At 65.9% G+C, this 23,764-nt stretch carries 22 protein-coding genes and 4 tRNA genes; 14 read left to right on the top strand and 12 right to left on the bottom strand.

Annotated features, from left to right (window positions below; genetic code table 11):
* Window positions 1-481: 481 nt before the first annotated feature.
* The 5 genes from HHX30_RS10715 to HHX30_RS10695 all read right to left on the bottom strand — a co-directional run bounded on the left by HHX30_RS10715 (window position 482) and on the right by HHX30_RS10695 (window position 3,165).
* Window positions 482-555, bottom strand: a tRNA-Phe gene (locus HHX30_RS10715).
* 20 nt (window positions 556-575) lie between these two features.
* Window positions 576-650: transfer RNA gene (locus HHX30_RS10710), tRNA-Asp, on the bottom strand.
* A 111-nt stretch (window positions 651-761) separates the two neighbouring features.
* Window positions 762-834 (bottom strand) — tRNA-Glu (locus HHX30_RS10705).
* Window positions 835-2,466: a metallophosphoesterase gene (locus tag HHX30_RS10700; protein ID WP_169981728.1), complete on the bottom strand. Its 1,632-nt coding sequence runs from the start codon at window positions 2,464-2,466 to the stop codon at window positions 835-837.
* A 57-nt stretch (window positions 2,467-2,523) separates the two neighbouring features.
* Window positions 2,524-3,165, bottom strand: coding sequence for a TetR/AcrR family transcriptional regulator C-terminal domain-containing protein (locus tag HHX30_RS10695; RefSeq protein WP_169981727.1), 642 nt, complete (start codon window positions 3,163-3,165; stop codon window positions 2,524-2,526).
* Window positions 3,166-3,233: 68 nt separating this feature from the next.
* Between HHX30_RS10695 and HHX30_RS10690 the strand changes: the two genes are divergently transcribed.
* The 4 genes from HHX30_RS10690 (at window position 3,234) to HHX30_RS10675 (ending at window position 6,834) form a co-directional block, all read left to right on the top strand.
* Window positions 3,234-4,181 (top strand): ATP-binding cassette domain-containing protein, encoded by a 948-nt coding sequence (locus HHX30_RS10690; RefSeq protein WP_169981726.1) that lies wholly within the window; start codon window positions 3,234-3,236, stop codon window positions 4,179-4,181.
* Window positions 4,178-5,008, top strand: a complete 831-nt coding sequence (locus tag HHX30_RS10685) for an ABC transporter permease (protein ID WP_311922297.1) — start codon at window positions 4,178-4,180, stop codon at window positions 5,006-5,008. The genes HHX30_RS10690 and HHX30_RS10685 overlap by 4 nt, the downstream gene beginning before the upstream one ends.
* Before the next feature lie 12 nt (window positions 5,009-5,020).
* Window positions 5,021-5,362 carry a metallopeptidase family protein gene (locus HHX30_RS10680; RefSeq protein WP_169981725.1) on the top strand — a complete coding sequence of 114 codons (342 nt, stop codon included), beginning with the start codon at window positions 5,021-5,023 and terminating at the stop codon, window positions 5,360-5,362.
* A 182-nt stretch (window positions 5,363-5,544) separates the two neighbouring features.
* A complete protein-coding gene (locus HHX30_RS10675; RefSeq protein ID WP_169981724.1) occupies window positions 5,545-6,834 on the top strand; it encodes an MFS transporter in 1,290 nt (429 codons plus the stop codon).
* Between the two features lies 1 nt (window position 6,835).
* On the opposite strand, the gene HHX30_RS10670 is transcribed toward HHX30_RS10675, so the two are convergent.
* Complete coding sequence (locus tag HHX30_RS10670) at window positions 6,836-7,267, bottom strand: PspC domain-containing protein (RefSeq protein ID WP_169981723.1); 432 nt, start codon at window positions 7,265-7,267, stop codon at window positions 6,836-6,838.
* Between the two features lie 86 nt (window positions 7,268-7,353).
* Here HHX30_RS10670 and HHX30_RS10665 point away from each other — a divergent pair, with 86 nt between their 5' ends.
* The 6 genes from HHX30_RS10665 (at window position 7,354) to HHX30_RS10640 (ending at window position 14,969) form a co-directional block, all read left to right on the top strand.
* Window positions 7,354-8,511 (top strand): acyl-CoA dehydrogenase family protein, encoded by a 1,158-nt coding sequence (locus HHX30_RS10665; RefSeq protein WP_169981722.1) that lies wholly within the window; start codon window positions 7,354-7,356, stop codon window positions 8,509-8,511.
* 133 nt (window positions 8,512-8,644) lie between these two features.
* A tRNA-Lys gene (locus HHX30_RS10660) sits at window positions 8,645-8,719 on the top strand.
* 792 nt (window positions 8,720-9,511) lie between these two features.
* Window positions 9,512-10,903 (top strand): 3'-5' exonuclease, encoded by a 1,392-nt coding sequence (locus tag HHX30_RS10655; protein WP_169981871.1) that lies wholly within the window; start codon window positions 9,512-9,514, stop codon window positions 10,901-10,903.
* Window positions 10,900-11,610, top strand: a complete 711-nt coding sequence (locus tag HHX30_RS10650; protein WP_169981721.1) for a DarT ssDNA thymidine ADP-ribosyltransferase family protein — start codon at window positions 10,900-10,902, stop codon at window positions 11,608-11,610. Before HHX30_RS10655 ends, HHX30_RS10650 begins: the two co-directional genes overlap by 4 nt.
* A gap of 1 nt (window position 11,611) precedes the next feature.
* Complete coding sequence (locus tag HHX30_RS10645) at window positions 11,612-13,408, top strand: ADP-ribosylglycohydrolase family protein (RefSeq protein ID WP_169981720.1); 1,797 nt, start codon at window positions 11,612-11,614, stop codon at window positions 13,406-13,408.
* Window positions 13,409-13,898: 490 nt separating this feature from the next.
* Window positions 13,899-14,969, top strand: a complete 1,071-nt coding sequence (locus HHX30_RS10640) for a hypothetical protein (RefSeq protein ID WP_169981719.1) — start codon at window positions 13,899-13,901, stop codon at window positions 14,967-14,969.
* 82 nt (window positions 14,970-15,051) lie between these two features.
* Here the strand turns inward: HHX30_RS10640 and HHX30_RS10635 are convergent, their stop codons facing one another.
* The 5 genes from HHX30_RS10635 to HHX30_RS10615 form a co-directional block, all read right to left on the bottom strand.
* A complete protein-coding gene (locus tag HHX30_RS10635; protein ID WP_169981718.1) occupies window positions 15,052-16,701 on the bottom strand; it encodes a site-specific integrase in 1,650 nt (549 codons plus the stop codon).
* A 6-nt stretch (window positions 16,702-16,707) separates the two neighbouring features.
* Window positions 16,708-16,944 (bottom strand): helix-turn-helix domain-containing protein, encoded by a 237-nt coding sequence (locus HHX30_RS10630; protein WP_169981717.1) that lies wholly within the window; start codon window positions 16,942-16,944, stop codon window positions 16,708-16,710.
* A gap of 229 nt (window positions 16,945-17,173) precedes the next feature.
* Window positions 17,174-18,061, bottom strand: coding sequence for a TRM11 family methyltransferase (locus HHX30_RS10625; RefSeq protein ID WP_169981716.1), 888 nt, complete (start codon window positions 18,059-18,061; stop codon window positions 17,174-17,176).
* Window positions 18,061-18,765 carry a hypothetical protein gene (locus tag HHX30_RS10620; protein ID WP_169981715.1) on the bottom strand — a complete coding sequence of 235 codons (705 nt, stop codon included), beginning with the start codon at window positions 18,763-18,765 and terminating at the stop codon, window positions 18,061-18,063. The genes HHX30_RS10625 and HHX30_RS10620 overlap by 1 nt, the downstream gene beginning before the upstream one ends.
* A gap of 568 nt (window positions 18,766-19,333) precedes the next feature.
* A complete protein-coding gene (locus HHX30_RS10615; protein ID WP_169981714.1) occupies window positions 19,334-19,843 on the bottom strand; it encodes an ATP-binding protein in 510 nt (169 codons plus the stop codon).
* 519 nt (window positions 19,844-20,362) lie between these two features.
* On the opposite strand from HHX30_RS10615, the gene HHX30_RS10610 reads away from it, so the two are divergent.
* Window positions 20,363-21,241, top strand: coding sequence for a helix-turn-helix transcriptional regulator (locus HHX30_RS10610; RefSeq protein WP_311922295.1), 879 nt, complete (start codon window positions 20,363-20,365; stop codon window positions 21,239-21,241).
* A complete protein-coding gene (locus tag HHX30_RS10605) occupies window positions 21,232-21,429 on the top strand; it encodes a DUF397 domain-containing protein (protein ID WP_169981712.1) in 198 nt (65 codons plus the stop codon). The genes HHX30_RS10610 and HHX30_RS10605 overlap by 10 nt, the downstream gene beginning before the upstream one ends.
* 18 nt (window positions 21,430-21,447) lie before the next feature.
* On the opposite strand, the gene HHX30_RS10600 is transcribed toward HHX30_RS10605, so the two are convergent.
* A complete protein-coding gene (locus HHX30_RS10600; protein WP_169981711.1) occupies window positions 21,448-21,819 on the bottom strand; it encodes a hypothetical protein in 372 nt (123 codons plus the stop codon).
* Window positions 21,820-22,321: 502 nt separating this feature from the next.
* Between HHX30_RS10600 and HHX30_RS10595 the strand changes: the two genes are divergently transcribed.
* Both HHX30_RS10595 and HHX30_RS10590 read left to right on the top strand, forming a co-directional pair.
* Window positions 22,322-23,140, top strand: coding sequence for a hypothetical protein (locus HHX30_RS10595; protein WP_169981710.1), 819 nt, complete (start codon window positions 22,322-22,324; stop codon window positions 23,138-23,140).
* A 277-nt stretch (window positions 23,141-23,417) separates the two neighbouring features.
* Window positions 23,418-23,762 (top strand): pilin, encoded by a 345-nt coding sequence (locus tag HHX30_RS10590; protein ID WP_311922294.1) that lies wholly within the window; start codon window positions 23,418-23,420, stop codon window positions 23,760-23,762.
* Window positions 23,763-23,764: the final 2 nt, after the last annotated feature.

The raw sequence follows: 23,764 nt of genomic DNA, 5'->3' as shown, positions 1-23,764 counted from the left end.
AATAAGCCAATTCCAAACCAAAATACATCCCAAAATTAGGGCAGGCTGACGCAACCTGTTTAGCTGTTCTTTTTAGGGCATCACCACGCTTTGACGGCGAATCAGGGCCCGGCGGTGAATTCGCATCGGGGCTAAAGGATCGCCACGCAACCCATCCCGTCAAGACAGTAGCGAGTCCCAAGAAGGCCAACTGAAGAGAGGTCGGATGATCTCCATACCCGGCCGCTCCGGCCGCAGCAGTAGCGCCAGCGGGAGGCAGGACGCCCTTGAGGGAGCGGACAAGCTTCTGCCGCCTCCGGCGACGACGCTTCTTCCCAGCTCCCATAGATCCTTTATAGCGGGAGAAGGGCGAGGGCGCGCGAGGTCTTCGGAACGATCACGAACCGCCACGAGAGACGTTGTCGTCAGCGTTGTCGTCAACGCTCCAACAAGAACGCCCCGGCCATAATCGGCTCGGGGCGTTTGGGCTGTTCAGAGAGTGTGGTCAGGGGCAGGGTCGAACTGCCGACCTTCCGCTTTTCAGGCGGACGCTCGTACCAACTGAGCTACCTGACCTCGGCTACTGCCGCCGTACGCGGTCCTGACGGGACTTGAACCCGCGACCTCCACCTTGACAGGGTGGCGAGCACTCCAAACTGCTCTACAGGACCTTTATGTCCGGGGGAGCTTTCGCTTTCCCCGTGTTGTTCGGCTCGCCTAGCTTACCAGCTTCCGGGAGGTCTTCGACCTTCCGTCATCCGGTGCGCTCGACGCGCTCCACGTGCCCCCAACGGGATTCGAACCCGTGCCGCCGCCTTGAAAGGGCGGTGTCCTAGGCCGCTAGACGATGGGGGCTCAAGGCTTTCGCCCTGTTCCGTGACGCCTTCCGTCGGAGACCTCTGAAGCATAGGGGACGTTTGCCCCTGATGCCAAAGCGACCGGCGACGGCGAGCCGCTGCCGGTTGCCGTCGGCGACGGCGCCTGCGGCGACTCGGGAAAAATTGTACGGCCAGGGTCCGGCTCGATATGACGCTCGCACTGGATCCACTGCTCGCCGAGGCCTCCGACGGTGATGTCGTCCCAGGCCTCCAGGCGGTGGCTGCTCTTGCCGAAGTAGAGCACCGAGGCGGTCAGCGGGGTCGGCTCGTCGTGTTCCAGGCCGCGCAGGCCGGCGCCTCCGGTCGACCCCTGGATCATCAACCGGGTGCCCGAGGGCATCAGCTCGGTGGACCGCGCGTGGACGTGCCCGCTGAGCACGAGCGGCACGTACCCGGACAGGCCCCTGCCCACGGTCGGGTCGTGGACGGCCACGATGTCGGCGGCGATCTTGTCCGGGGCCGAGGTGGAGGCGGACCGGGGCCAGTCACGCGGCGCCAGCTTGCCCGCGTTGGCCCGGCCGAGGTCGAGGAGGCTCTTGCTCTCGTCACCCGCCGCCTGGACGGACTTGTCGGGGGTGAACCTCGGGTCGCCGATGCCGTAGACACTGAGCCCCTCGACCGTGGCGGCGGCGCCGTCCAGCACGATCGCGTTCTTCTGCTTCGCCACCGCCCGCTGGGTCGCCATGGAGTCGTGGTTGCCGCGCACGTAGACGTACGGAACGCCGAGCGAGTCGATCTCCTTGACGTACTCGTTCTCGGCCTTGGTCCCGTGGTCGGCGATGTCACCGGTGTCGATGATCAGGTCGACCTTGAACTGCTCCTTCAGCGACTTGATCACGTTCCAGCCCAGCGGGTTGATGTGCAGGTCGGAGACGTGCAGCACACGGATGGTGTCCGGGTCGGGGTCGAAGATCGGCAGGTTCGACCCCGCCTCGTACAACTGGGACACGTTGGTCACCAGCTTGGCGAGCTGGCCGCGGTACTCGGTGAACTTGGTCACGATCGACTGGGCGCTGCCGACCAGGGACGGCACGCCCGTGAGCAGCCCGGTGTACCGGGGCTCGGCGATCGAGCGAGGGTTGAACGTCAGCGCGGCGACGCCGCCGAGGACGACGACCATCGCCAGTGAACCGGCCGCGGTCCAGACCGCCCGCGACAGCCGGCGGAAGGCGACCAGGCCGGTGAGGAACCCGGCGGCGACGGCGAACAGCACCGCCCGCACGGCAAGGCTCCGCAGCCCTGAGATGACGTCGGCCTCGATCGTCGTCGGGAGCCGGTCGGCCCACCGGGGGTTCTTGAGGATCTCCTCCGCGACCTCCGGGTGCACCGCCTCGATCGTCAGGTCGAGCCGCAGCGGGCCGCTGTGGCTGTCGAAGCTGAGCGCGCCGAGGGGCCGTACGTCGATGACGGTCTCCCCGCTCCAGGACGGGGTCAGGGACATGCCGATGTCCGCGGGGCCGACCGGAGTGTCCACCTTGGCGCCGAAGGCCATACCGAGCCAGCCGCCGACCACCGCCGCCAGCACGACCGCGAGCACACGAACGAGCACACGGGCGAACCGGCTGCCGACCGTCCTCCGGGCGAGCGCCCGCAACCGCGAATTCTTCATCCCTTCCTGACTACCCGAAGACGCGGCCTTTTTGGTTACCGGATCACGGTGTTGCGGTTACCGGCCGTCCGGCTGGACCTCGAGGCGGGCCCGCATACCGGACAGAATCAGCGCCAATCCGTGCTCGAAGGACGCGTCCGTCTGCGGGCCGCCGGTCTCGGCCATGACGGCGCGCACGTTCGGGTACGGCGCGAGGCTCTCCAGCGCCTCGTCGAACAGAGCGGGGTCGATCGATCCCCGCTCCTGGTCGGCCTGCTCCTCCAGCACGAACCCGCCGAGGAAGCTCGCGAGCGTGCCCAGGCCCCACATCGCGTCCGTACGGGTGAATCCGACCCGCAGCAGCGACTCCAGGATGGTCTCGACGGTCCGCAGCGTGGCCGTGCCGGGGTGTGTGCCGGCGGTGAGCCGCGCGGTGTCGCGGTGCGACTTGAACACGCGGCGCTGGCCCCGCAACCACTCCGCGAGCCACTCCTCCCACGACTCCCCCTCGGCGAGCGGCCGCAGCGCCGGAGCCTCCTGTACGGAGATCGCCTCGGCCATCTCGTCCAGGAGCTCCTGCTTGTTCCTGAAGTGCCAGTAGAGAGCGGGGGCCTGCACACTCAGCTCGGTCGCGAGCCTGCGCAGGGTCAGCTTCTCCAGCCCCACCTCGTCGAGGAGCCGGATCGCGGTCCTGACGATCGTGTCGCGTTCGAGTGCCACGGTTGACAGCTTAACGGCGTTCAATACATCCTTAACACTGTTAAATTTAACTGCGTTAAGGAGATGTCGTGATCCATGCGGAGGGAGTGCGCAAGCGGTTCGGCACGACCGAGGCGCTGCGGGGCGTCGATCTCGACGTGCCGGGCGGCTCGGTGTGCGGCCTGCTCGGACCCAACGGCGCGGGCAAGACGACGATGGTGCGCGTCCTCACCACACTGGTGCGCCCCGACGGCGGCTCGGCCCGGGTGGCCGGGTGCGACGTGGTCCGGGACGCCGAACGGCTCCGCTACCGCATCGGCCTCGCCGGTCAGCACGCGGCCGTGGACGAGCTGCTGACCGGACGCCGCAACCTGGAGCTGTTCGGCCGGCTCTACCACCTGCCCCGCCGTACGGCCCGGCGCAGGGCCGAGGAGCTGCTGGAGCGGTTCGGCCTGACGGAGGCGGCCGGGCGCCCGGTGCGGACGTACTCGGGCGGCATGCGCCGCAGGCTCGACCTGGCCGCCAGCCTGATCGTCGCGCCGCCGGTGCTGTTCATGGACGAGCCGACCACCGGCCTCGACCCTCGCAGCCGCCTCGCGCTGTGGGACGTGCTGCGCGAGCTCGTCGCCGAGGGGACCACGCTGCTGCTCACCACGCAGTACCTCGACGAGGCCGACCACCTGGCCGACCGGATCGCCGTCATGGACGCCGGACGGGTGGTCGCGTCAGGGTCGCCGTCCGCGCTGAAGGCGAAGGTGGGCGGCGACCGGGTGAGCGTCGTCTTCCGGGAGGCCGGTGACGTGGCGCCGGGCGTCGAGGCGGTCCGCCGCGTGCTGCCCGGCGAGCCCGAGATCGACCACGCCGGGCGCCGGCTCGTCGCGCCCGTCTCGGACGGCGCCGCATCCCTGGTCAGGGTCGCCGCGGCCCTCGACGCCGCCGGAGTCGGCGTGGAGGACCTGGGGCTGCGCCGGCCCACGCTGGACGAGGTGTTCCTGGCGCTCACGGACGCGCCCGCAAGAGAGAAGGAGGCGGCGTGATCACCGTGGCACCTCCCAGGACGAAGGCGGAACGACTGCGCTGGGCTCTGAGCGACACGTTCGTCATCGCGGGACGCAGCTACTCGCAACTGCGCGCCCAGCCCGGCCAGCTCGCCGCCGAGCTGGTCGCGCCGGTCATCATGACCGTCCTGTTCGGGTACGTCTTCGGCAGCGCGATCTCGCTGCCCGGCGGGGGCGACTACCGGAACTACCTGATGCCCGGAGTCTTCATGCAGGTCATGGCGCTGTCCGCGGTCGCCGCCGCCACGTCGGTCGCCGAGGACATGGCGCGCGGCATCATCGACCGGTTCCGCGCCCAGCCCATCGCGCGCGGTGCCCTGCTGGCCGGGCGGAGTCTCGCGGACCTGTCCAAGGACTGGCTGTCACTCGCGATGATGGCCGTCTGCGGCCTGCTGATCGCGGGCTGGCGTCCGCACGGCACGCCTCTGGAGACGCTCGCCGGTTTCGCGCTGCTCGCCCTGTTCGGGTACGCGATGATCTGGCTGGGCACGTACATCGGGCTGTTCGTGAAGAGCGGTGCGCAGGCGGACGCCGCGACGTTCGGCTGGCTGTTCCCGATGACGTTCCTGGCCAACGCGTTCGTGCCGCTGGAGGGGCTGCCCGGATGGCTGCGGGCCATCGCGGACTGGAACCCGATGAGCGCGGTCGTCTCGGCCGCCCGCGAGCTGTTCGGCAACCCCGGCTCGGCCGCCGCCTCCTGGCCTCTCCGGCATCCGGTGACGGCCTCGCTGTGCTGGTCGCTGCTGATCATCGCGGTGTTCGGGCCACTCGCCGTACGGCGCTACCGCACCGCCACCTCGCGATGACACGATGAGCACGTGATCGACGTCCCGCTGAAGAGGTTCGAGGAGCTCGTCGCCGAGGCGCTGGACACGATCCCGCCGGATCTGGCCAGGGTCATGGACAACGTCGTGGTCGTCGTGGTGGACGACCCGCCCGAGCCCGGCCTGCTCGGGCTCTACACCGGCATTCCGCTGACCGAGCGGGGTGACTGGTACTCGGGGGTGCTCCCGGACCGGATCGAGATCTACCGGAACCCGACGCTGGAGATCTGCGAGACCGAGGACCACGTGGTCGAGGAGGTCCGCATCACCGTCGTCCACGAGATCGCCCACCACTTCGGCATCGACGACGAGCGGCTGCACGAACTCGGCTGGTAGGGCCCTTCCCGCCCGTCAGGCGCCGGCTCGCGTTCGCGTCCCGCGAAAGCGGATCGTCAGCGGCTTGCAAAAGTCGCATCCGACGGGCACTGTAAGTGACATGTTGACCACGGGCTGTCATACCCAGTCGCCGCGACGGACATCGGCGGACACGGCCGGCGGAGCGACCACTGCGGAGTGAGATGGCGGCCCCCAAGCCCGGCAGGCTGTCCGGCCGCCATCGTCGACCTCCCGAGGTGCGGACCACCTACCGGGAGGTCGCCGCGATCCCCGAGTTCCGGGCCCTGTGGCTCGGGCAGGGCATGTCGCTGCTCGGCGACCAGCTCGCCCAGGTGGCGCTCGCTGTGCTCGTCTACAGCCGGACCGCGTCACCGCTGGCCACGGCCGCCGTCTACGCGCTGACCTACCTGCCGCCCATCCTCGGCGGCCCCCTGCTGGCCGGGCTCGCCGACCGGTACCCGCGCAGGCGGGTCATGCTCTGGTGCGACGTGCTGCGCGCCCTGATGCTCGCCGCGATGGCCCTGCCCGCGACGCCGTTCCCGGTGCTGTGCGCGCTGGTCTTCTGCGTGGTCCTGCTCGGGGCGCCGTTCTCGGCCGCCCGCGCGGCGCTGCTGCCCGAGGTGCTCGACGGCGACCGGTACGTCGTGGGGTCGGCCCTGCAGAACGTGACCAACCAGGCGGTGCAGATGCTGGGGTTCGCCGCCGGGGGCGCGGCGATCGCCGTGCTCGGGCCGTACCGGGCGCTGGCGCTGGACTGCGCGACGTTCCTCGGCTCCGCCCTGGTCATCGTCGCGGGAGTGCGGCACCGCCCGGCGCCGGTGCGAGAGGACGGCCGTCCGTCCATGTGGCGGATGACGCGGTCCGGCGCGCGTCTGGTGTTCGGCGAACGGCGGCTGCGCACGCTCGTGCTGTTCGCCTGGCTGTGCGGGTTCTACGTGATCCCCGAGGGCATCGCGGCGCCGTACGCCGCGGCGCTCGCCGACGGGAGGCTGCCCGTCCCGGTGATCACGGGCCTGCTGATGGCGGCGATGCCGACGGGCACGGTCATCGGCGCGTTCTTCTTCGGGCGGTTCGTCACGCCGTCGGGGCGGCTGCGGGGCATGGGCTGGCTGGCCATGCTGACCTGCGCGCCGCTCGTGCTGTGCGTGATCCGGCCGCCGCTGGAGGGCGTGCTCGCCCTGTGGGTGCTGTCCGGAGTCGGCGGGGCCTACCAGCTCGCGGCGAACGCGGCCTTCGTCCAATGCGTCCCGGCGTCGGGGCGGGCCGCGGCGTTCGGGCTGGTGCAGTCGGGGCTGCTGGCCGCGCAGGGCGCCGGCATCCTCGTCGGGGGCGCCGCCGCCCAGAGGCTCGGCCCAGAGCCGGTGGTGACGCTGGCGGGCGTGGCCGGGCTGTGCGCCGCGGCCGTGCTCACCATGCTCTGGACCGAGTCGCGTAGGGAGATCATCGCCAAGGTCCGGGCCGCCGCTACCTGAGTCAGGCCTGCGGACCCTGGTTCTGGGAGTCGCCGGTGGAGGACCGGCCGTACGGGTGCTGCTCGTAGCCGGGGGCCTGCGGGGCCTGCGGGGGGTAGGGGGTGCCGGTGGGGCGGCCGCCCTGGTTCCAGCCCTGCTGGACGTTGTCCCACTTGGCCTTGGCGTCCTGCCAGACGTGGCCGTCCTTGTTCTTGTTGATGAGGTCCTGGACGATGGAGGTGTTCTTGCCCTCCTCGGGGAGGAGGAGCCAGGCGACGGCGTAGATGCCGACGCCGAGGCCACCGAAGAAGCTCGCGACGGCGAGCCCGAGGCGCAGGATGTTGGCGTCGATTCCGGTGTACTCGGAGACGCCCGAGCACACGCCGGCGACGATCCTGCCGTTCCGAGTGCGGTGGAGCTGCTTGACCGAACCGTTGGTGTTCATCTCGTTCATACCTCCACAGTGCCTTGCAGGGGGGTGGGCGCACATCGGGATTCCCCCTGGCCCTACCCCGAGGGGGCCCGGATACCCTGACGGACATGGACGACCTCCTCGAACTCGACGACCAGCTCGACCCCGAGCACCGGCTGATCAGGGACTCCGTCAGGGAACTCGTCTCCGACAAGGTCCTGCCCCACGTCGGCGAGTGGTTCGAGCAGGGCACGTTCCCCGCCCGTGAGCTCGCCCCGGCCCTGGGCTCGCTCGGCCTGCTCGGCATGCACCTGGAGGGGTACGGCTGCGCCGGGCTCGACGCCGTCTCGTACGGCGTGGCCTGCCGGGAGCTCGAGGCGGGCGACTCGGGGTTGCGGTCGTTCGTGTCCGTCCAGGGGTCGCTGGCGATGTTCCCGATCTGGAAGTACGGCTCGGACGAGCAGAAGGAGGAGTGGCTGCCCCGGCTGGCCTCGGGGGAGGCCATCGGCTGCTTCGGCCTGACCGAGCCCGACCACGGGTCCGACCCCGCCGGTATGCGCACCACCGCCAAGCAGGACCCGTCCGGCGACTGGATCCTGAACGGCGCCAAGATGTGGATCACCAACGGCTCGATCGCCGACGTGGCGGTCGTGTGGGCGCAGACCGACGAGGGCATCCGGGGGTTCGTCGTCCCCACCTCGACCCCGGGCTTCTCCGCCCCTGAGATCCACCGGAAGCTGTCCCTGAGGGCCTCGGTCACCGCCTCCCTGTACTTCGACGACGTACGGCTGCCCGCCTCCGCGGTCCTGCCGGGCGTCCTAGGGCTGAAGGGCCCGCTGTCGTGTCTCACCGAGGCGCGATTCGGCATCCTGTGGGGCGTGGTCGGCGCGGGACGGGCCTGCCTGGAGGCGGCGGTCGACTACGCGACGACCCGCGTGCAGTTCGGCAAGCCGATCGGCGGGTTCCAGCTCACGCAGGAGAAGCTGGCCTGGATGGCGGTCGCACTCGGCCAGGCCGGGCTCACCGCCCTCCACCTCGGCCGGCTCAAGGACGCCGGGAAGCTGAAGCCCACCCAGGTCAGCTTCGGCAAGCTCGCCAACGTCCGGGCCGCGCTGGACATCGCCCGTCAGGCGCGTACGGTGCTCGGGGCCAACGGCGTCACGCTGGAGTACCCCGTCATCAGGCACATGACCAACCTGGAGTCCGTGCTCACGTACGAGGGCACCCAGGAAGTGCACCTGCTGACGCTGGGCAAGGCGCTCACGGGTCTCGACGCCTTCCGCTGACGCCTCTGCTCGCTTCGGCGGGGCGATCAGGGACAATGGCGTCGCCGAAGACGCGGTACTCTCTGTACCCTGCATTGTGGGGAGTGTTCCGCGGATCACACCGCGACGCGGCGGGTCCGAGGAGCATGACCACGGGGTGCTAGCTCAATGGCAGAGCTGCGGACTTTTAATCCGTCGGTTCAGGGTTCGAGTCCCTGGCGCCCCACCACTCCACACCCCATCTGACCTGGGATTTCTCGGTCAAGGTGTGCCTCGCGGCGAGTAGTTGATCTCGTTTGGTTGCTCGTTGTTCGCTCGCGGGCACGCACCGGGCACACAGTAGATCGTTTAGACGCCGTTCGTCAGGCCAGACGCCAAAGACGACCGACAGAAGACCACAACCGAAGGCCCCTCGGCGCCCCGCATCAAGCGAGGGCATGCCGATGGCCAGAGATCGCCGTCCGCAGCCTGCTGAATCAACGGCCTCCTCGATGGGACGGACAACAAGCCTGAGAGAGAGTCGGAAGGTGCTGGCTTCCCGATTGCGCTCCCGCAGTTTCCCTCTAGTTACGCCCAGGCATCCACCAACCTTCTGCGCAAGTGTGCCCGATTTTGTAAGCGCATGACCTACTTGTGAGTAGTACGTTAAGATCACCTCCACTTGGTGGGTGCACTTCTCCCGAAGTGCCCGAAACCTCCGCCCACCATGCTCAACTAGGAGGTGCGGCAGCATGCCGCTTTTCAGGATCGCTCACTCTGGCCGACGAAGCCCTCTTTCGGAATCGGACGCATCCACGGATGGCGGAGCCGCATCGGGCAACAAAGAGCCCCTCCGGCCCGATCTAGTGCGCCCCGTCCTGGTGGCCGCATGTGTGATCTTCGCGTTGGCCTTTTCCGCCATGCTGGCAATCACCCTGCTAGGCACTCAAGGATCAAGCACTGACGCGGTCCTTGATACATGCCGGTGGCTGGTGGCACTTACCGCCTCGGCCATCGTCGGGCTCCTTACTCGGGCAAGATCATGAATATGCCCATGCCCCAAGGGCGGCAAGCTTGGGTGATCTTCCTCCCTGGTCGCGGCCATCAAGTGGTCCTTGGAACTGCGGGCACGGGCAAGACGACAATGGCTCTCCTCCGAGCAGAGCACCTAGCCGCGCCGACTACCGACAACCACGGTCGGGTGTTGCTCGTCACCTACAACAACACGTTGGTGACGTACCTTCGGTACCTCCAGCCAGAGTCTGCGCAAAATATTACGATTGAGACATATGGGCGATTTGCACGCGGCTATCTACACAGCCTGGGAAAGATGCCGGCGTGGAATGGGATCGCCGGGCCTGCTGATCGAAGGACATGGGTCGAGCAGGCGGTTAAGGAAGTGGCGAGGAACTACCAGCCGAGCTCATTCTTTCTAAGGGACGTGGGATTCTTCCTGGATGAGCTGGAGTGGATCTCCGGCATGGGGATCGCGTCGCTTGCTGACTATCAGAAGATTCCGCGTAGGGGCAGACGCCGGGCCCTAAGCGAGGGACAGAAGGAAGCCGTATGGCGAATCCTGACGGTTTATCGACGTCTCCGCACCGATGCTGGTCGACGTTACGACTGGTATGACCTGGCCAGTTCAGTGCGTTCCGCCCTCGCGCAGGACACGCGGCCTCGTCGTTACCGGCACATCGTCATGGACGAGGGACAGGATCTTTCCCCTGAAGCCATCCGATCCCTTGTGGAGGCGGTCGACTCTCAGGGGTCCGTAACCTTCTTCGGCGACTACCACCAAATGATCTACGGCCAGGGCATGTCCTGGCGGTCCTGCGGCCTGAACGTCCAGCGTGTGGAACGGTTCGCCGACAACTACCGAAACACCGCCGAGATCGCCCGGCTGGCTATCGCCATGAGCCGCATGCCGCACATGGCGGGCGACCCAGAAGATCTCGTTGAGCCCCACGAGCCTCGCGCTGCCGGAACGCGGCCGACGCTCGTCCAGTGCCGCGATGAGGCACAGGAGATGGAGATCATCCGTGCTCAGGCAGTTGACTACGCACGCAACGGCACCGTCGCTGTACTTGCACGCACTTGGGCTGACGCTCGCCGGGTCTGTCAAGGACTCGCTGTACATCGACTTCACCCGGACCTCAACCGCTGGAACGCCGCACCGGGGATCTACTGCGGCGCGTATCATTCAGCTAAGGGCTTGGAGTTTGACGCCGTCCTAATGCCGTTCTGTGGAGTGACCCATATGCCGCACCCAGACACGGTCACTGCGCTCGGCGAGGATGACGCGGCTACCCGGGAGGGTCGGCTCCTGTACGTCAGCATCACCCGGGCACGTACTGACCTGCTGCTCACCTATAGCGGAACCGTGACCCCCCTGCTGCCCACCGACGATGCACTCTACGCCAAGGTGACCCCATGAACCTAACGGTAGCCGAAGCGCTCAGGCAGCTACCGGTGTCACGGCTCGCCCATTTCACACCCGCCAGGAATCTTTGGCACATCCTCGCAGTAAACGAAATACGAAGCAGCAAAGACCTGGCGGACAATGCTCCCGAGTTTTTTAGTCCGACCGATCAAGAGCGCTTCGATGGTCACCCCAACAAGGTGTGTTGCACCTTCCAGTACCCAAACGGGTACTACTTCGCGGACGCGAGAAGGAACGCCGAGTACGTCAACTATCCAAATTGGGTTTGCTTATTGCTCGATGTGCAATTGCTCCTACGTCCTGGCACCCTCTTCTCACCTTGCAACTCCGCTACTGGCAGAGGGATCTACCTGCAGCCAGGAGGCCAAGCGCTCTTGGACTGCTTCGCACCGGTATCCAAGGTCGGCAGATGGCTGCGCCAGCCCAATCATCACCCTGCAGCAGCAACTGACCTCCAGGCAGAGGCCCTGGTGCCAGGGCCGATCGATTTGTCGTACCTGCACGGTATTGTCGTCGGGAGTGAGGCAGTAGCAAGCGAGCTTTATGGAGCGCTTGAGAGAGGCAGGATGTCGCCCGAGCGGTTCAATTGGATCATCGCACCAGTCTTCTTTGATCGCGGCCGCTTGTCACAGTACTTACGTTACGGCAGGTCGATCATCGAGACACCCTGGACACCCAGCACTACACCGAAAGAGAACTGAGATGGCCTCCACCCCCGTCGTAGGCACTGACCGGGTGTTCGGCATCCTGTCTGGCGCTGCGGTAGGCGACGCCTTGGGTTGGCCACAGGAGATACGCAGCAACATAGTTGGCGGGCAGAAGGCGCGTAACGTTCCAGCTGGTCCGCAATTTCGCGCTTGGAGACGTAATTCAGGCACCCAGTTCGCTCGCTACCAAGAGGAAATCAATGCGGGTGATTACAGCGATGACACTCAGCTAATCCTTGCAGTGGCGAGGAGTTGCCTGTACGACGACTGGTTTTCCTATCTGACCAAGGTCGAGCTTCCGACTTGGCTTCTTTACCATCGGGGAGCGGGTAGAGCCATACTTTCCGCGGCACGCGCATGGGCTGCTGGCCGCGCCCCTTGGGTAGAAGGTAGCAGCACAAGTATGCGAGCCAAAAGCCCAGTTGTGGATTATTTTAATGCCGGCGGCAATGGCGCCGCGATGCGTATCGCACCGCACGCGATAGCCGATCCCGAGATGCCGATACACACTCTTCTTAAGAGAATAGTTCTTGATAGTGCGGCAACTCACGGGCACCCTCGCGCTTTAGTCGGCGCGGTTCTACATGGCCTGGCAATACGGAAGGCGCTTTTACAAGAAGGAACGCTCGAATATGGCAGCCTGATCGAGGCTTTACTAGACGATCACAGCTGGCAGACAGGCAAACTTCTGCATGAATCTCTGCCACCCGATTGGCTGCAAACATATACGCGAATAATGGAGCAACCGGCCGAAGTGGGCTGGATGAGCGTCGTACGCGAGGCGCAGGGTCTTTTGCTCACCGCTCAACGTTCTCTTGAGCGAGCCGCGCTCGCAAATGACGAGAAGACGTTAGAGGCCATGGGGGTGTTCGATAAGACTCGTAATGGGGCTGGCACCATCACAGCCGTTGCAGCAATCTATATGGCGACACGATCAGCAGCGCGGCCGCTCAGCGGATTAGTAAGATGCGCCTTCCTTCCGAATGCTGACACGGACACGCTTGCCTCCATGTGCGCATCTCTACTTGGGGCAATTCACGGCACTGCCTGGCTAGGGCCGCTTCTGCACGACGTGCAGGATAGCAAGTACCTATATAGCCTCGCACAACAGCTCGCCGGCAACGCGCGTCGAGACAGCGGTCAGCAGACGCTTTTCTCGACCTCGGACACCATACGAGAAGTCGATTTGAAACTTGTTGAGCGATTTCGAAATTCCCTTTTCGGAGAAGCTAGCCCTACACCGAAACGCTTTCCTGACGGTCGCCTCCTCGTAGCACAAGAACGCAGAACCGATCACCTTAAGAACGGCCTGCTTACGCACGTACAACTGATGGCTGAAGATGGCCAGACCGTGTTCATCAACAGGTTCATCAAAACTACGGCGACTGAACATAATCTATCATATGCCCGCTCGTCAGGTTCGCTAGCCGCTAAGGAGGAGCTTCCGGCATACGACTTGGAAGTTAATCTGGGTGTCAGCAGCCTCGCACGTGCGACTCACTTCTACTGCGACATCCTTGGGCTGAGAATAGTACGCGCTACAGAGAATTCGGTGGCGCTACACAATGGCCTTTCGCTCACCAAATTCCCCCAGCTTAGCCAATATGGCCGAGCTCACACAGCACCTACGGAGGTGTTGATCACTATTCAAGTACGGAATTTCGATGCTGTTGCCCATCGGGCATTCGGCTCAGATCTAGCTGAAGTTTTAAGCATCGACAACGATGACAAACCAAGAAGGATGCGCCTTCGAGATCCAGACGGTTATAATTTACAGATCCTCTCGCGATAGCCTCGAGCAACGCCCCGGGCGCCGCAAGCCGCATATGCCGCAATCATCTCGATGGGCGCCCCAGCTTCGCAGACCACCATCGGCCCTCTCGAATCGGTCTATATGGGTGGACTGCGGGCGGGGGAAGCCCCTCGATGTCGATGAGTTGTTACGGCAGCCGTGATCACAAGAACGGCGTCCGGATGATCACTAGACCGGCAGAATCTGCACTAGAAGCCTCATCGGACCAACGACCTTGCGGTGTTACGAGCACTAGCCGTAGCGGACCGGCGGGTTTCGCTTGCATCGCCCGCGCGTCGAGTGCAAACTCCTGCCAGGAGAGAGACTCCCGGCGTTGTGGGCGCCGTTCCCGGTGATCAGTCCCGGCAGTTAGATCGCCAGCAGGGTTGCAGGGGCTTAGGCTCTTCCACTCGAGCACGTCAGCTAACCAAGACACGTGCGACCATCACTTCGATCTACGCTGAGCCGGCGGCGTGCCATCGGAGTTGTCATGGGAACGAACGAGAACGCGCGGAAGAGGGCTCTCTACACGGGCCAGGCGCACCAGCATGCGATCAAATCCCTGCATCGGGATCAGGGGAAAGGGAGCCGCCCGATTCCCGTTGCTTCCACCGCACAAGCCGCACTCGAAGCTCTGATCCTAGAACGCATCGGAGAGTGGAATCCAGTCTTCTGGTCTCCCTTCGTCCTGGCTTACGGCATCGCCTGGGTCGACCCCTCACCCGAGGACCTCACCATAGGAATCCCAGCACAGTACCTGCCCGACCTCATCCGAGGACTCATCCCGACGCTGCACCCCAAAGCAGCTTCGGCTAGCGACGACGTAGAGATCCAGGGCATTCCAGGACTACGATTCTCCTATGAGGGCGGACACGTGGTGCTGTATCGCCCCGGCGAAACGGCACGTGTCAGAATCCCCCTGAAGAACGAAAGCCTCTGGCACAAGGCGCTCAAGATCGGCATAGATGACTTCGACTCCGATCTCACTTTCCCATGGGACTCCCACCCGAACGCTTGGCATCCTGCCGAGCTCTACTTCATCAACGCGTCCTGGCCAGGCCGCTACGCCATCGGCGGAGAGCACTACCAAGCCAGCCGGCTGGCATCCGATCTTTTGCGCAGGTTGCCAGGGCTCTGCGGCCCCTTCCTCGCTCACGACATGTGGTTCAACTTTCATGGCGCCACCGATAGCGAATACTACATTCAATTCGAATGGCAAAACAGTCGGCCGCCAAACGCAGTGCTGGACCTGATCCTTGACCGAACTTTCGGGCTGGATGTTCACATCGACCTGGTCCACGATCAGCACTCTCTGGCGGATGCCTACGCGGATCATTGCACGCGGGTCCGCCTCGTAAGCAGGGACGGAAGCGGAAGTCGCATTGATCTGCGCTATCTAAGATTCAAGGGCGACCTGGCCGAAGAGGTCCCACCACTCTTCGAAGGAGTACGTAGCCGACGACGGGAGCTGGAGCACCTTCATGATTACCCTCTGTCTCCGCCCGCCCCTACCGCTCCTCGCCGAGTCGATGAATCACTCAATATGGATGGCGGTTACTAATCCGCTAAGCGTCCCCATAAGACAGCAGGCCCGCTGATAATTCCAGCGGGCCTGCTTCGTACCTCTTACTAGCTAGAGCTGATTAGACGTCGGGCACGATGACCAACTGCGCGCAGGACCCTGTAGGGGTCTTTCGCCGGGACGGAAAAGTCTCTCTCTTGCCACTCTGATGACCGCTCGGCCCGGCCGGGAACGGCGGCGGGCTGGGGGTGGTCAGCAGAGCGGCCGTGGATTCGGCCGCCGCGCGTGCGACTTCGGGATAGACGCTGGTGTAGGTGTCGCGGGTGAAGGTGGAGGAGACGTGGCCGAGGGTCTCCTGGACCACTTTCAGCTCTACGCCGGCGGCGAGCATCAGGGAGGCGGCGCCGTGGCGGAGGTCGTGCAGCCGAAGCGGCGGCAGGTCCGCCTCGTAACACATCCAGTAGAACTGGTCGGTGACGTGCTGCGGGTGCAGCGGCCTGCCGTACTCGTCGGTGAAGACGAATCCGCTGTCGGTCCAGTCCTCCCCTGCTCTGAGGCGTTCTTTCGCCTGCCGCCGGCGATGCTCTTTCAGGATCGTGAGTGTTTCGGCGTCGAGGGCGATGACGCGGTCGCTGGCGTCGGTTTTCGGTTTGCCTTGCACCGGGGTCCAGCCGAGCTGGGTGATCTGCCAGTTCACCGCGATCGTCCCGGAGGTGAAGCTCACCTCCGGCCAGCGCAGCCCGACGGCCTCACCCCGGCGTAGCCCGCGCAATGCGATCAGCCGGTACAACGCATACAGGCGGTGGCGGCGCGCGTAGGCCAGGAACGCCGAGGTCTGTTCCGGTGTCCACACCATGACCGGTGAGGGCCGGGCCGTGCCGAGGTAGACCTGGATCACATCCACGCTGCGCCCGGCGCGGCGCTCGCCTTCTGCGGCGCGGTTGGCGGCATGGTCGGCCCGCCAGCGCGCGACACGCTCCTCAGTCCACACCAGCCCCTTGGGCCGACTGGCCGCAGGGAGTTCAACCACGGCCGCGGGGTTGAAGTCGATCAGCCGATCCTGCTTGATCGCCACGTTCAGGGCATGGCGGAGGGTGGCGCGGATGCGGTGCATCGTCGCGGGGCCGACCGGCCGCCGGTACTTCACCTTCGCCCGCTCCTCCGGGTTCCCGCTCGCGTAGGCGCTGGTGATGACGTCGTTGAACTCCTCGATCGCGTCGAACATCCCACTGATGTCGGAGACCCGCAGCCGGTCCAGGCGAATGTCCCCGAGGTAGGGGATGACGTAGAGCCGGATGTGCGTCTCGTACGATCGCCGGGTGGTCGGGTCGATCTTTTTCTTCCGCTTGAGGAACTCGGCCATCCACTCGGCGACCGTGACCGTCCTGTCCAGATCCTGGTGGGTGCGGACCTTGCGTCTCACCTCCTCGATCGACGGCAGCGCCCGGGTGTCCTTCAGGACCGACAGCATCAGCTCGCAGATCTTCCGCCTCGTGTGCAGATCCTCATCCAGCGCCAGCAGGCCGCGGGCGTGGTCGAGTTCGGCCTCAGCGTCCTCCAGGGTCGTGAACCCCTGACGCCGCAGCGGGCTACGCCGTCGCCCGTCGGCGTGCGGGGGCAGTTCGAGCTGGTAGGCCCACGTGCCGTGGGTGGAGCTCCACCGCTCGCCCCCGCCACCGGAGCGGCGCAGCTTCGGGCACTTCTTCCCGAGTTGCTTGCCCGTGGCCGCGTCGCGGCAGCCGCAGGTCTTGTAGGTGGTGCCGTTCGCCACCGTTGTTCACCCTTCCTCGGTGTCGGGACGGCGTGTGCCGTCGTGGTAGCCGAGCAACGCCCACACCTCCCGCGTCGGCACCAGGTAGCTGCGCCCGATGCGCAGCACCCGGCAGGGGAACTCGCCGTTCTTGGCCAACTGGTAGGCCTTTGTCCGTCCGAACCCCAGCAGCCGCCCCGCGGTGACCACATCGAGCACCGCCGGGAGGTCCCCCAGGTCGGCCGCCCGCGTGCGCCCTGTCATCGCCCGCCCCCGCACGGGCGCGGGCAGGCCGCCGAAGCGGTGTGGCGTGTCGTTGCCGTGGCCCGGCCGACCCGCCGCCCCCTGCCGCTACGCCGCTGTACGCGGACGTCGTGAGCCATGGGGCGACCGGTCGGCCGTAGCCGCCGGTATCGACGCCCACCTCTGCGGCGCGTGTCAAGCAATATCCGCTGGTCACAAGCCCCGCGTCGCCGCCGAACCGGTCCCGTTCTCACCGGTGCCCCCGATCGTCAGGCCGCCCGGTCTCGGCCGGGTCGGTGAGTGGTTTGTGGAAGATCAGCAAGTCCTCGTGTGCGAGCGCGTGGATCGGCACCCCGCGCTCCCATGCCTTGCGCGCCTCGTGAAGCTGGAAGAACGACGCCCGGTTGATCACACGGCCCTCGTCGATCCCGCACAACAGGCACACGATCCGATCGGTGAAGACCAGCCCCGCCTGCTCGGCCACGTTGCGGACCTCGCCGGGCAGGTCGACCAGTTCGCCGCGCACCCGGTACGGCCGCACCGTGATCGCGACCACGCCACCCGGCCGGAGAAGGGTCGTGGTGGCGGCCAGGATTTGAGCGAAACCTTCCAGCAGGACCGGCAGGCTCTGATGGGCGAGGTTGGCCCGGTCGCAGGAGTAGTGGTGGTTCCATTTGCGGATGCCCGGCTCGCCCGTGTCGCGGGTGGAGCGGATGTGCCCGTGCGTGTAGGACCCGTACGGCGGGGAGGTGAGCATCAGCGCCGCCATCCCCGCCAACCCAGGCAGCAGGCGGGAGGCATTCCGGGAGTCGCCGATCACGACCTGGGCCGTTCCGGGGGCACCGTTCCAGCGGGCGTGCGCGACGTTCTCGGCGGCGAGCTTGGCCCACTGCCCCTCGTACTCGATCCCGGCCGCGTGCCGGCCCTGGTGGATCGCCTCCACCAAAGTGGTGCCGATCCCGCACATCGGATCGACCACCAGCTCACCCGGCGCGGTGTAGGTGGCGATCGCCTGGGCGGCGATGGCGGGCAGCATCTTGCCCGGATGCTTCATCGACTCCGGCAGGTAGCGGCCCCGCCGCTGCGTCCGCGAGGGCTGCTGCCCCGTCACCCACACCGACCCGACCGGCTCACCCATCACCGCTCCTCCTCTCCACCCGGGCAGGCGCCGGCAGAGACCGGCGATGTGAGGGGTTTGCTGAAGATCAGCACATCCGCGTGCGCCCGCAATGCCGCAAGTACATGCGACGAGACAGGCTGCGCGTTCCTGGCGGCGATGTGCGTCGGGAGCAGGGACAAGACGATCTGGCGTCGCCGGACCGCGCCATGTACCGCGACGATGTGCTGCAGGTAGACCAGCCCAGCCCGCTGCGCCTCCCGGATGAGACCGGGCACAGGGTCGTGCGGGCGCCCCTGGGTCAAGTGCAGACCGGTGACGACCACCAGATGCCCGCCGGGGGCGAGCAGAGCAGCGGGCTCGCCCAGCGGGCTCCCGTCGGGGGACCCGTCGATCGAGGCCGTGTCCGGCTCCGCATCGCAGGTCCGCCGGACGACGACGAGAGCTGCTTCACCACGCCGATGGGCCAGCGCCACATAGGTGGCCTCGACTCGGGCGATACGCACCTCCACCCCGCGCCGGTCGGCCTCATCACGGCCAGAGGTCGCCCGCGTCCAGATGACACCCGCCACCACGGGGTCGACGACCACCGTCGAGACGCGGCGGCCGAGGACCACCGCGTTGGCCACCAATGTGTGATCGGCGGGGTGAACGTCGACGACCAGGTCGTCGGCTCGGGTGCAGGTTGTGATGAGCTGGCGGGCCAGCCGCCCGGTGACCGGCATGCAGCAGCCGTTGGCGCATGCGGCGGGCGACTGGCCCTCCGGAGCGGTCAGCCAGACGCTGAGCGGCAAATGCCGTACCGGCGAGAAGCACTCCGAGGAGCTGCCGGACGATTCCGTACTGAAGTGCGGGGCTGTTGTCACTATGGCGTGGCCCGGTCACCCAGGCCACCTGATCCCTGTCACTCAACCAAATACCTGCCGCGCGAGCCGCGATCGGACAGCCCCAGGCATAGGTGCCCACGGGGCGACGCCTCGCCGACGGCGTCAGGACATCGGAAGCGAGGCCGAGGCCGAGAAGGGCGCGACGGTACGGGTAATACGGGGGCTTGCCCGTACCGTCGCGCTGGGCCTGCCGCGCGTCAGACCGCGCGCGAGCAGGCCATATGGCGGCCCTGCTATGGGGGAAGGCAGAGACCGCGACCGCGCCGCCCTAGCTGGGGGTGCACAGGACGGCACGGAGCTTCACCGGGTCATCTCATAAGGCGTCTGCCGGATCAGTGGCAGTCCACCGATCCTGATCAGGAGGAACGCTCAGCGGACCCTCCCAACCATGACCACCGGGGCTTCGTCAGCCGGTAGTGGCGTCCAAGCATGAGACGGCATGCGCCGTCGCCGGACGAGCGCCGATCCGGAACCAGACCGCGTTCCCAACCTCGTCGTCATGGTGGAACCCCCAGGCATCTGCCATCGCGCTCACCATCCATAGGCCCCGGCCTCCGGCATCCTCGTCCGACAGATCCCGAACGACGGGGACGCTCGTCGCGGAGCCGTCATCGATCACCTCGCAGTGGGTGACGCCGCCGCCGGTGGCCAGGACCACCGTGACGAGGCCATCCGGGTTACGCCCCGAGTCCGAATGGACGATGGAGTTGGTAACCAGCTCGCTGAGTAACAGCACGGCATCGTCGGCAAGTTCCTCTGCCACTTCTCCGGCCAGGAGACGCCTCGCCCAAGCGCGGGCCTCACCGACGGACGCTGCCCTGCCGGGCAACTGCCTCCATCCCAGAAGGCGCAGTTCCCTCCCGATAGCGACGTGATCACGAAAACGGGCCTCGTGGAGTTCCTGACGCCCAATCACGCGACCACCGCCGACCGGATTCTCTCAGCTGCATTCGCGTCGAGCGCCCACACCCATTCATCGCGCCGCCAGAATCGCGACCACGAGGGCCTCCAGGTGAATACCCAGCCATGTGCGCGACGACTCACCCGAATACGAACAGGTCGCCTAGTGCCCTGCGCGATGTCCAGCATTGGAGGCTCGCCGGGGGCCATCATCACGGAGGTGGCGATCCCGAGATTCCGCAAGTCCCATGCCAGGCGAACCAGGTGAACGAATTGCTGCTCCCGCTCGTCGCTTTTCATATCGGACCTCTCCAATGCCATCGCGGCTCAAGACGAGAGACGTCAAACCACCCGCTCACCAGGCCACGTCGTGATCAGCAGCCCGTCTCCCAAATATGCGGTTGCCACCAGCCCCGCACGCAGGATCGGCGTACGCCTAGAGTGCCCGCACCTGAAGGGAATTCGTAGCCGGATTTGCATACCAGTGAAAACCAGATGATGACAATCAGCGGTCTAGGCTGGTTTGGTTAGCGGTATGACCGCTACATTGTGGGGCGGCTCCACCGCTCTTTGGAGGGATGAAATGACCCACGAGCCGACCCCCGACTCTACGGGTCCACGGGCACGTTTCGGCGCCGAGATGCGGCGTCTGCGAGAGGCGGCCCAACTGTCACAAGCTGCAGTGGCCTCACGGCTGGGCTGTACGCAAACCCAGGTGAGCCGCCTGGAGATGGCGAAGCGAACACCGTCCAAGTCGGATGCGGAGAAGCTGGACCAAATCTTTGGGCTGAGCGATAGGCAATACTTTGTCGGCTTGTACCGCCGGATCGCCTCGCGCCCGGGAGGACCCGGCTGGTTCCTGGGCTGGGTAGAAGAGATCGAGCCTTCAGCAGTGGTGCTTCGTTCCTGGGATCCTCTTCTCGTCCCAGGCCTGCTGCAGACGGAGCCCTACGCGCGAGAGCTGTTCCGCCAGGAACCCCGGATCACCAATGACGAGGTTGAGGCACGCGTTCATGCCCGCATGCAGCGCCGGCAGATCATCGACAGAGATGACCCGCCCATGGTCTTGGTCCTCTTCGACGCTGGCGTGCTGCGGCGTCAAGTGGGCAGCAGCCGCGGGGTGATGCGCGACCAACTCAGCTACCTCCTTGAGGTCGCCACCCACCCCGCTATATCCATCCAGGTCGTCGACCCCCGGTGTCTTCCAGGTCTGGCGGGCGCTTTCATGATCGCGGAGCTGCCGAACGGGGAGCCGGAGACAGTCCACGCGGACTCCCCAGCAGAGGGGCATGTCTCGTCCGATCCGAACCTCGTGACCTCTATCCGAAACCGGTATGAAGCGATACGGCTGTGGGCCTATCCTGAGCACGAGTCACTCAGAATGATCGAGGAAGTGAAGCAGGAATGGACCTGAGCGCCGCCGTATGGCGGAAGTCGTCGCGCTCTTCGGGGAACGGCGGGCAGTGCGTGGAAGTTGCCGCCAATCTACCTGGTGTGATTGCGGTCCGCGACAGCAAGAACCCTAACGGCCCTAAATTGCTTTTCACCTCCGAGGAGTGGGAAGCCTTCATCAGCGGCGTCAAAGATGGCGAATTCGACTAGGGCCAACACTTTCTGGCACTAAAGTACGGCGGCCACGCTATTCCTGTTCGGAGAAGAGCCCTTCAATAGCGAGAGCCAGCCTCTGGACCACTTCCGAAGGAGTCTTCCCGGTTGCGTCAGCAAGCGAGTCCACGAGCAGCGACGCCACCGCCAGATGCACGCCGTTCCCTCGAGCATGCAACTGGTTGGTGCCCGCAGCGTGTCGTTGACGTGCCGTAGCAGCTCCTCCAGTGGCGTCGAAGCTGGGAACATGAGCTTCACCCCACTGACCTGGTTCGCAATCGCGATATCGCTCGTGATCTCAGCCGTCGAACGTTCACCCCGATTGGTGGCGATGGTCAGCACCCGGATAAAGTCGGCAAACAGGTCTTTTTGACTCTTTTCGGCCACTTCCACTCCATGACGGTTGATTGCCTAGAAGCGCATCGACATGCTCGGTGCGCAGCGCAGGGGAGCCTGCGACGACGACTTTCGAGACGCTCTGTGCCGCACAGGCCCACCGCATAGCAGCGTTTCTTCTCGGGGCCAGGAGCCACCTCGCGCCTGAATTCTCTGCGGGCCCTCATGAAGTCAACGTTCCTCAGGACGCACGAGTGGTCAAGAAGATCCGGGCAGCCCTTCTCCGGCCCGGGATGACGAGAACTTGACCAGCCCCAATCTGCTGACACCGTCGCCGCAGGTCAGGCGGTTTCGGCACACCTTTGGGAAATTTCCTCCGAGAGACGCCGGACCTTATTGATGGTCTTTTCGCAGCTCGGAGCGGTTCCGGGCGTTGGCGAATCGTTTTACTGATCATTGCGCTGTCCGCCGTCCGTACCGGGCCTGTCCCGTTCCTGTACGAGGCCGGTGGCAGATCGGTGGTGTCCGAACCGATCGCTATTCGGGGGCCGCAATGACATCCACCGACACCACCGCCACCAACACCACCCCCGGCGACCTGCAGGTCTCCGGTACCGAGCCGCACGTCTTTGAAACCACATCACGCACCGCCTCCCACCTGCCGCTGGACGTAGCGGAGAACGCCTTCCGTCTACTCATGCAGGGCCCGGAGCCACTGTCGGTCGACGGCACCAGGTTCTGCGTCGGCCTTCTGCGGCGGACGATCCCGCTGGACGAGCTGCGGGCGATCCTTCTGCACCCGTCCTGCGGGCGGGAGACGCGCGATGAAGTCTGGCGGCACCTCATCGCCCAGTCCCGCACCCAGCACGGCGCGTGGACCGTCGCCGCCGTCGCGCTCGCTCTGCCAATGCTGCGCCGCCTGGTCAGGACGCTGTCCGAGACCGTCACCGCGGACCGGGAAGACCTGGAAGCCGAAGTGCTCGCCTGCTACCTGGACGCCCTGAACCGGGTGAACCTGGCCTGGACGCACCCGCTGCTGCGGCTGTTCCGGCTCACCCGATTCGCCGTACTCCGCGCCTACGCCATCAAGCCACCCGAGCTGCTGACCGACCCAGACCCGGCCCACGACGAGAGCCTCGTCTACCCCGCCGGCCACCCCGACCTGCTCCTGGCGGAGGCGGTCCGCCAGGAGATCATCACGGCGGAAGCAGCCGAGCTGATCGGGCTGACCCGGCTGGAGAACCTTCCGCTGTCGGTCTACTGCCGCCACCGCGGCCTGCTCTACTGCGCGGTACTCAAGCGCCGCCAGCGGGCCGAGGCCCGCCTGGCCAAAGCCCTCATCGACGGAGAACTGTCCCTGCCCTCGCTGTGATCGATTTCTGGCGGCCATGTCCCAACCGGGGCAGGAAGCCAAGTCTTTCCACAGGTGCAAGGGAAGTACGGGCGCATCTTCCGAGCTCGCCGGGCCGCACTCCGGCCACCGGTCCCTGTCACCCACCGGCATCGGAACTTCCAGCCCTTTCGAAGGAGGACGCCCACCAGGCCACGGCAGGCCGGCGGCGTCCGTACTTCCCGGCACCTACCTCCAGGCATCACCGGCAATGACTCAGGAGGCAGCAGTGACATCCCACCGCACTAGACGCCAGACCGTGCGGGCCGTCGCCGCCGTGGCGACCGGTATAGCGCTCGGCCTGCTCATCGAGACGAGCATCGCGTGGGCCATCAGCGACACCGGTACCGCCTCCGACGTCTTGGCCGCGCCGTCGTCGCTGAACGAGGTCATCGACAACCTGCGCAATGTCATCGTCGGCCTGCTCGTCGCCCTCGCCACGTTGTTTCTGACGATCGGCGGTGTCCGTTACATCCTGGCCGGTGGCGACCCGAGTGAGGTCGAGGCTGCCAAGAAGACTCTGCGCTACGCCGGGATCGGGTACGGCATCGCGACTCTGGCGCCGCTGCTGGTCAGCATCCTCAAGGGCATCGTGGGAGCCTGACC

The organism is Microbispora sp. H10836, from assembly GCF_012999525.1.
Taxonomy (GTDB): Bacteria; Actinomycetota; Actinomycetes; order Streptosporangiales; family Streptosporangiaceae; genus Microbispora.
Note: the sequence above shows the minus strand (reverse complement) of the source record. Positions and strands in the feature narration are given on the sequence as shown.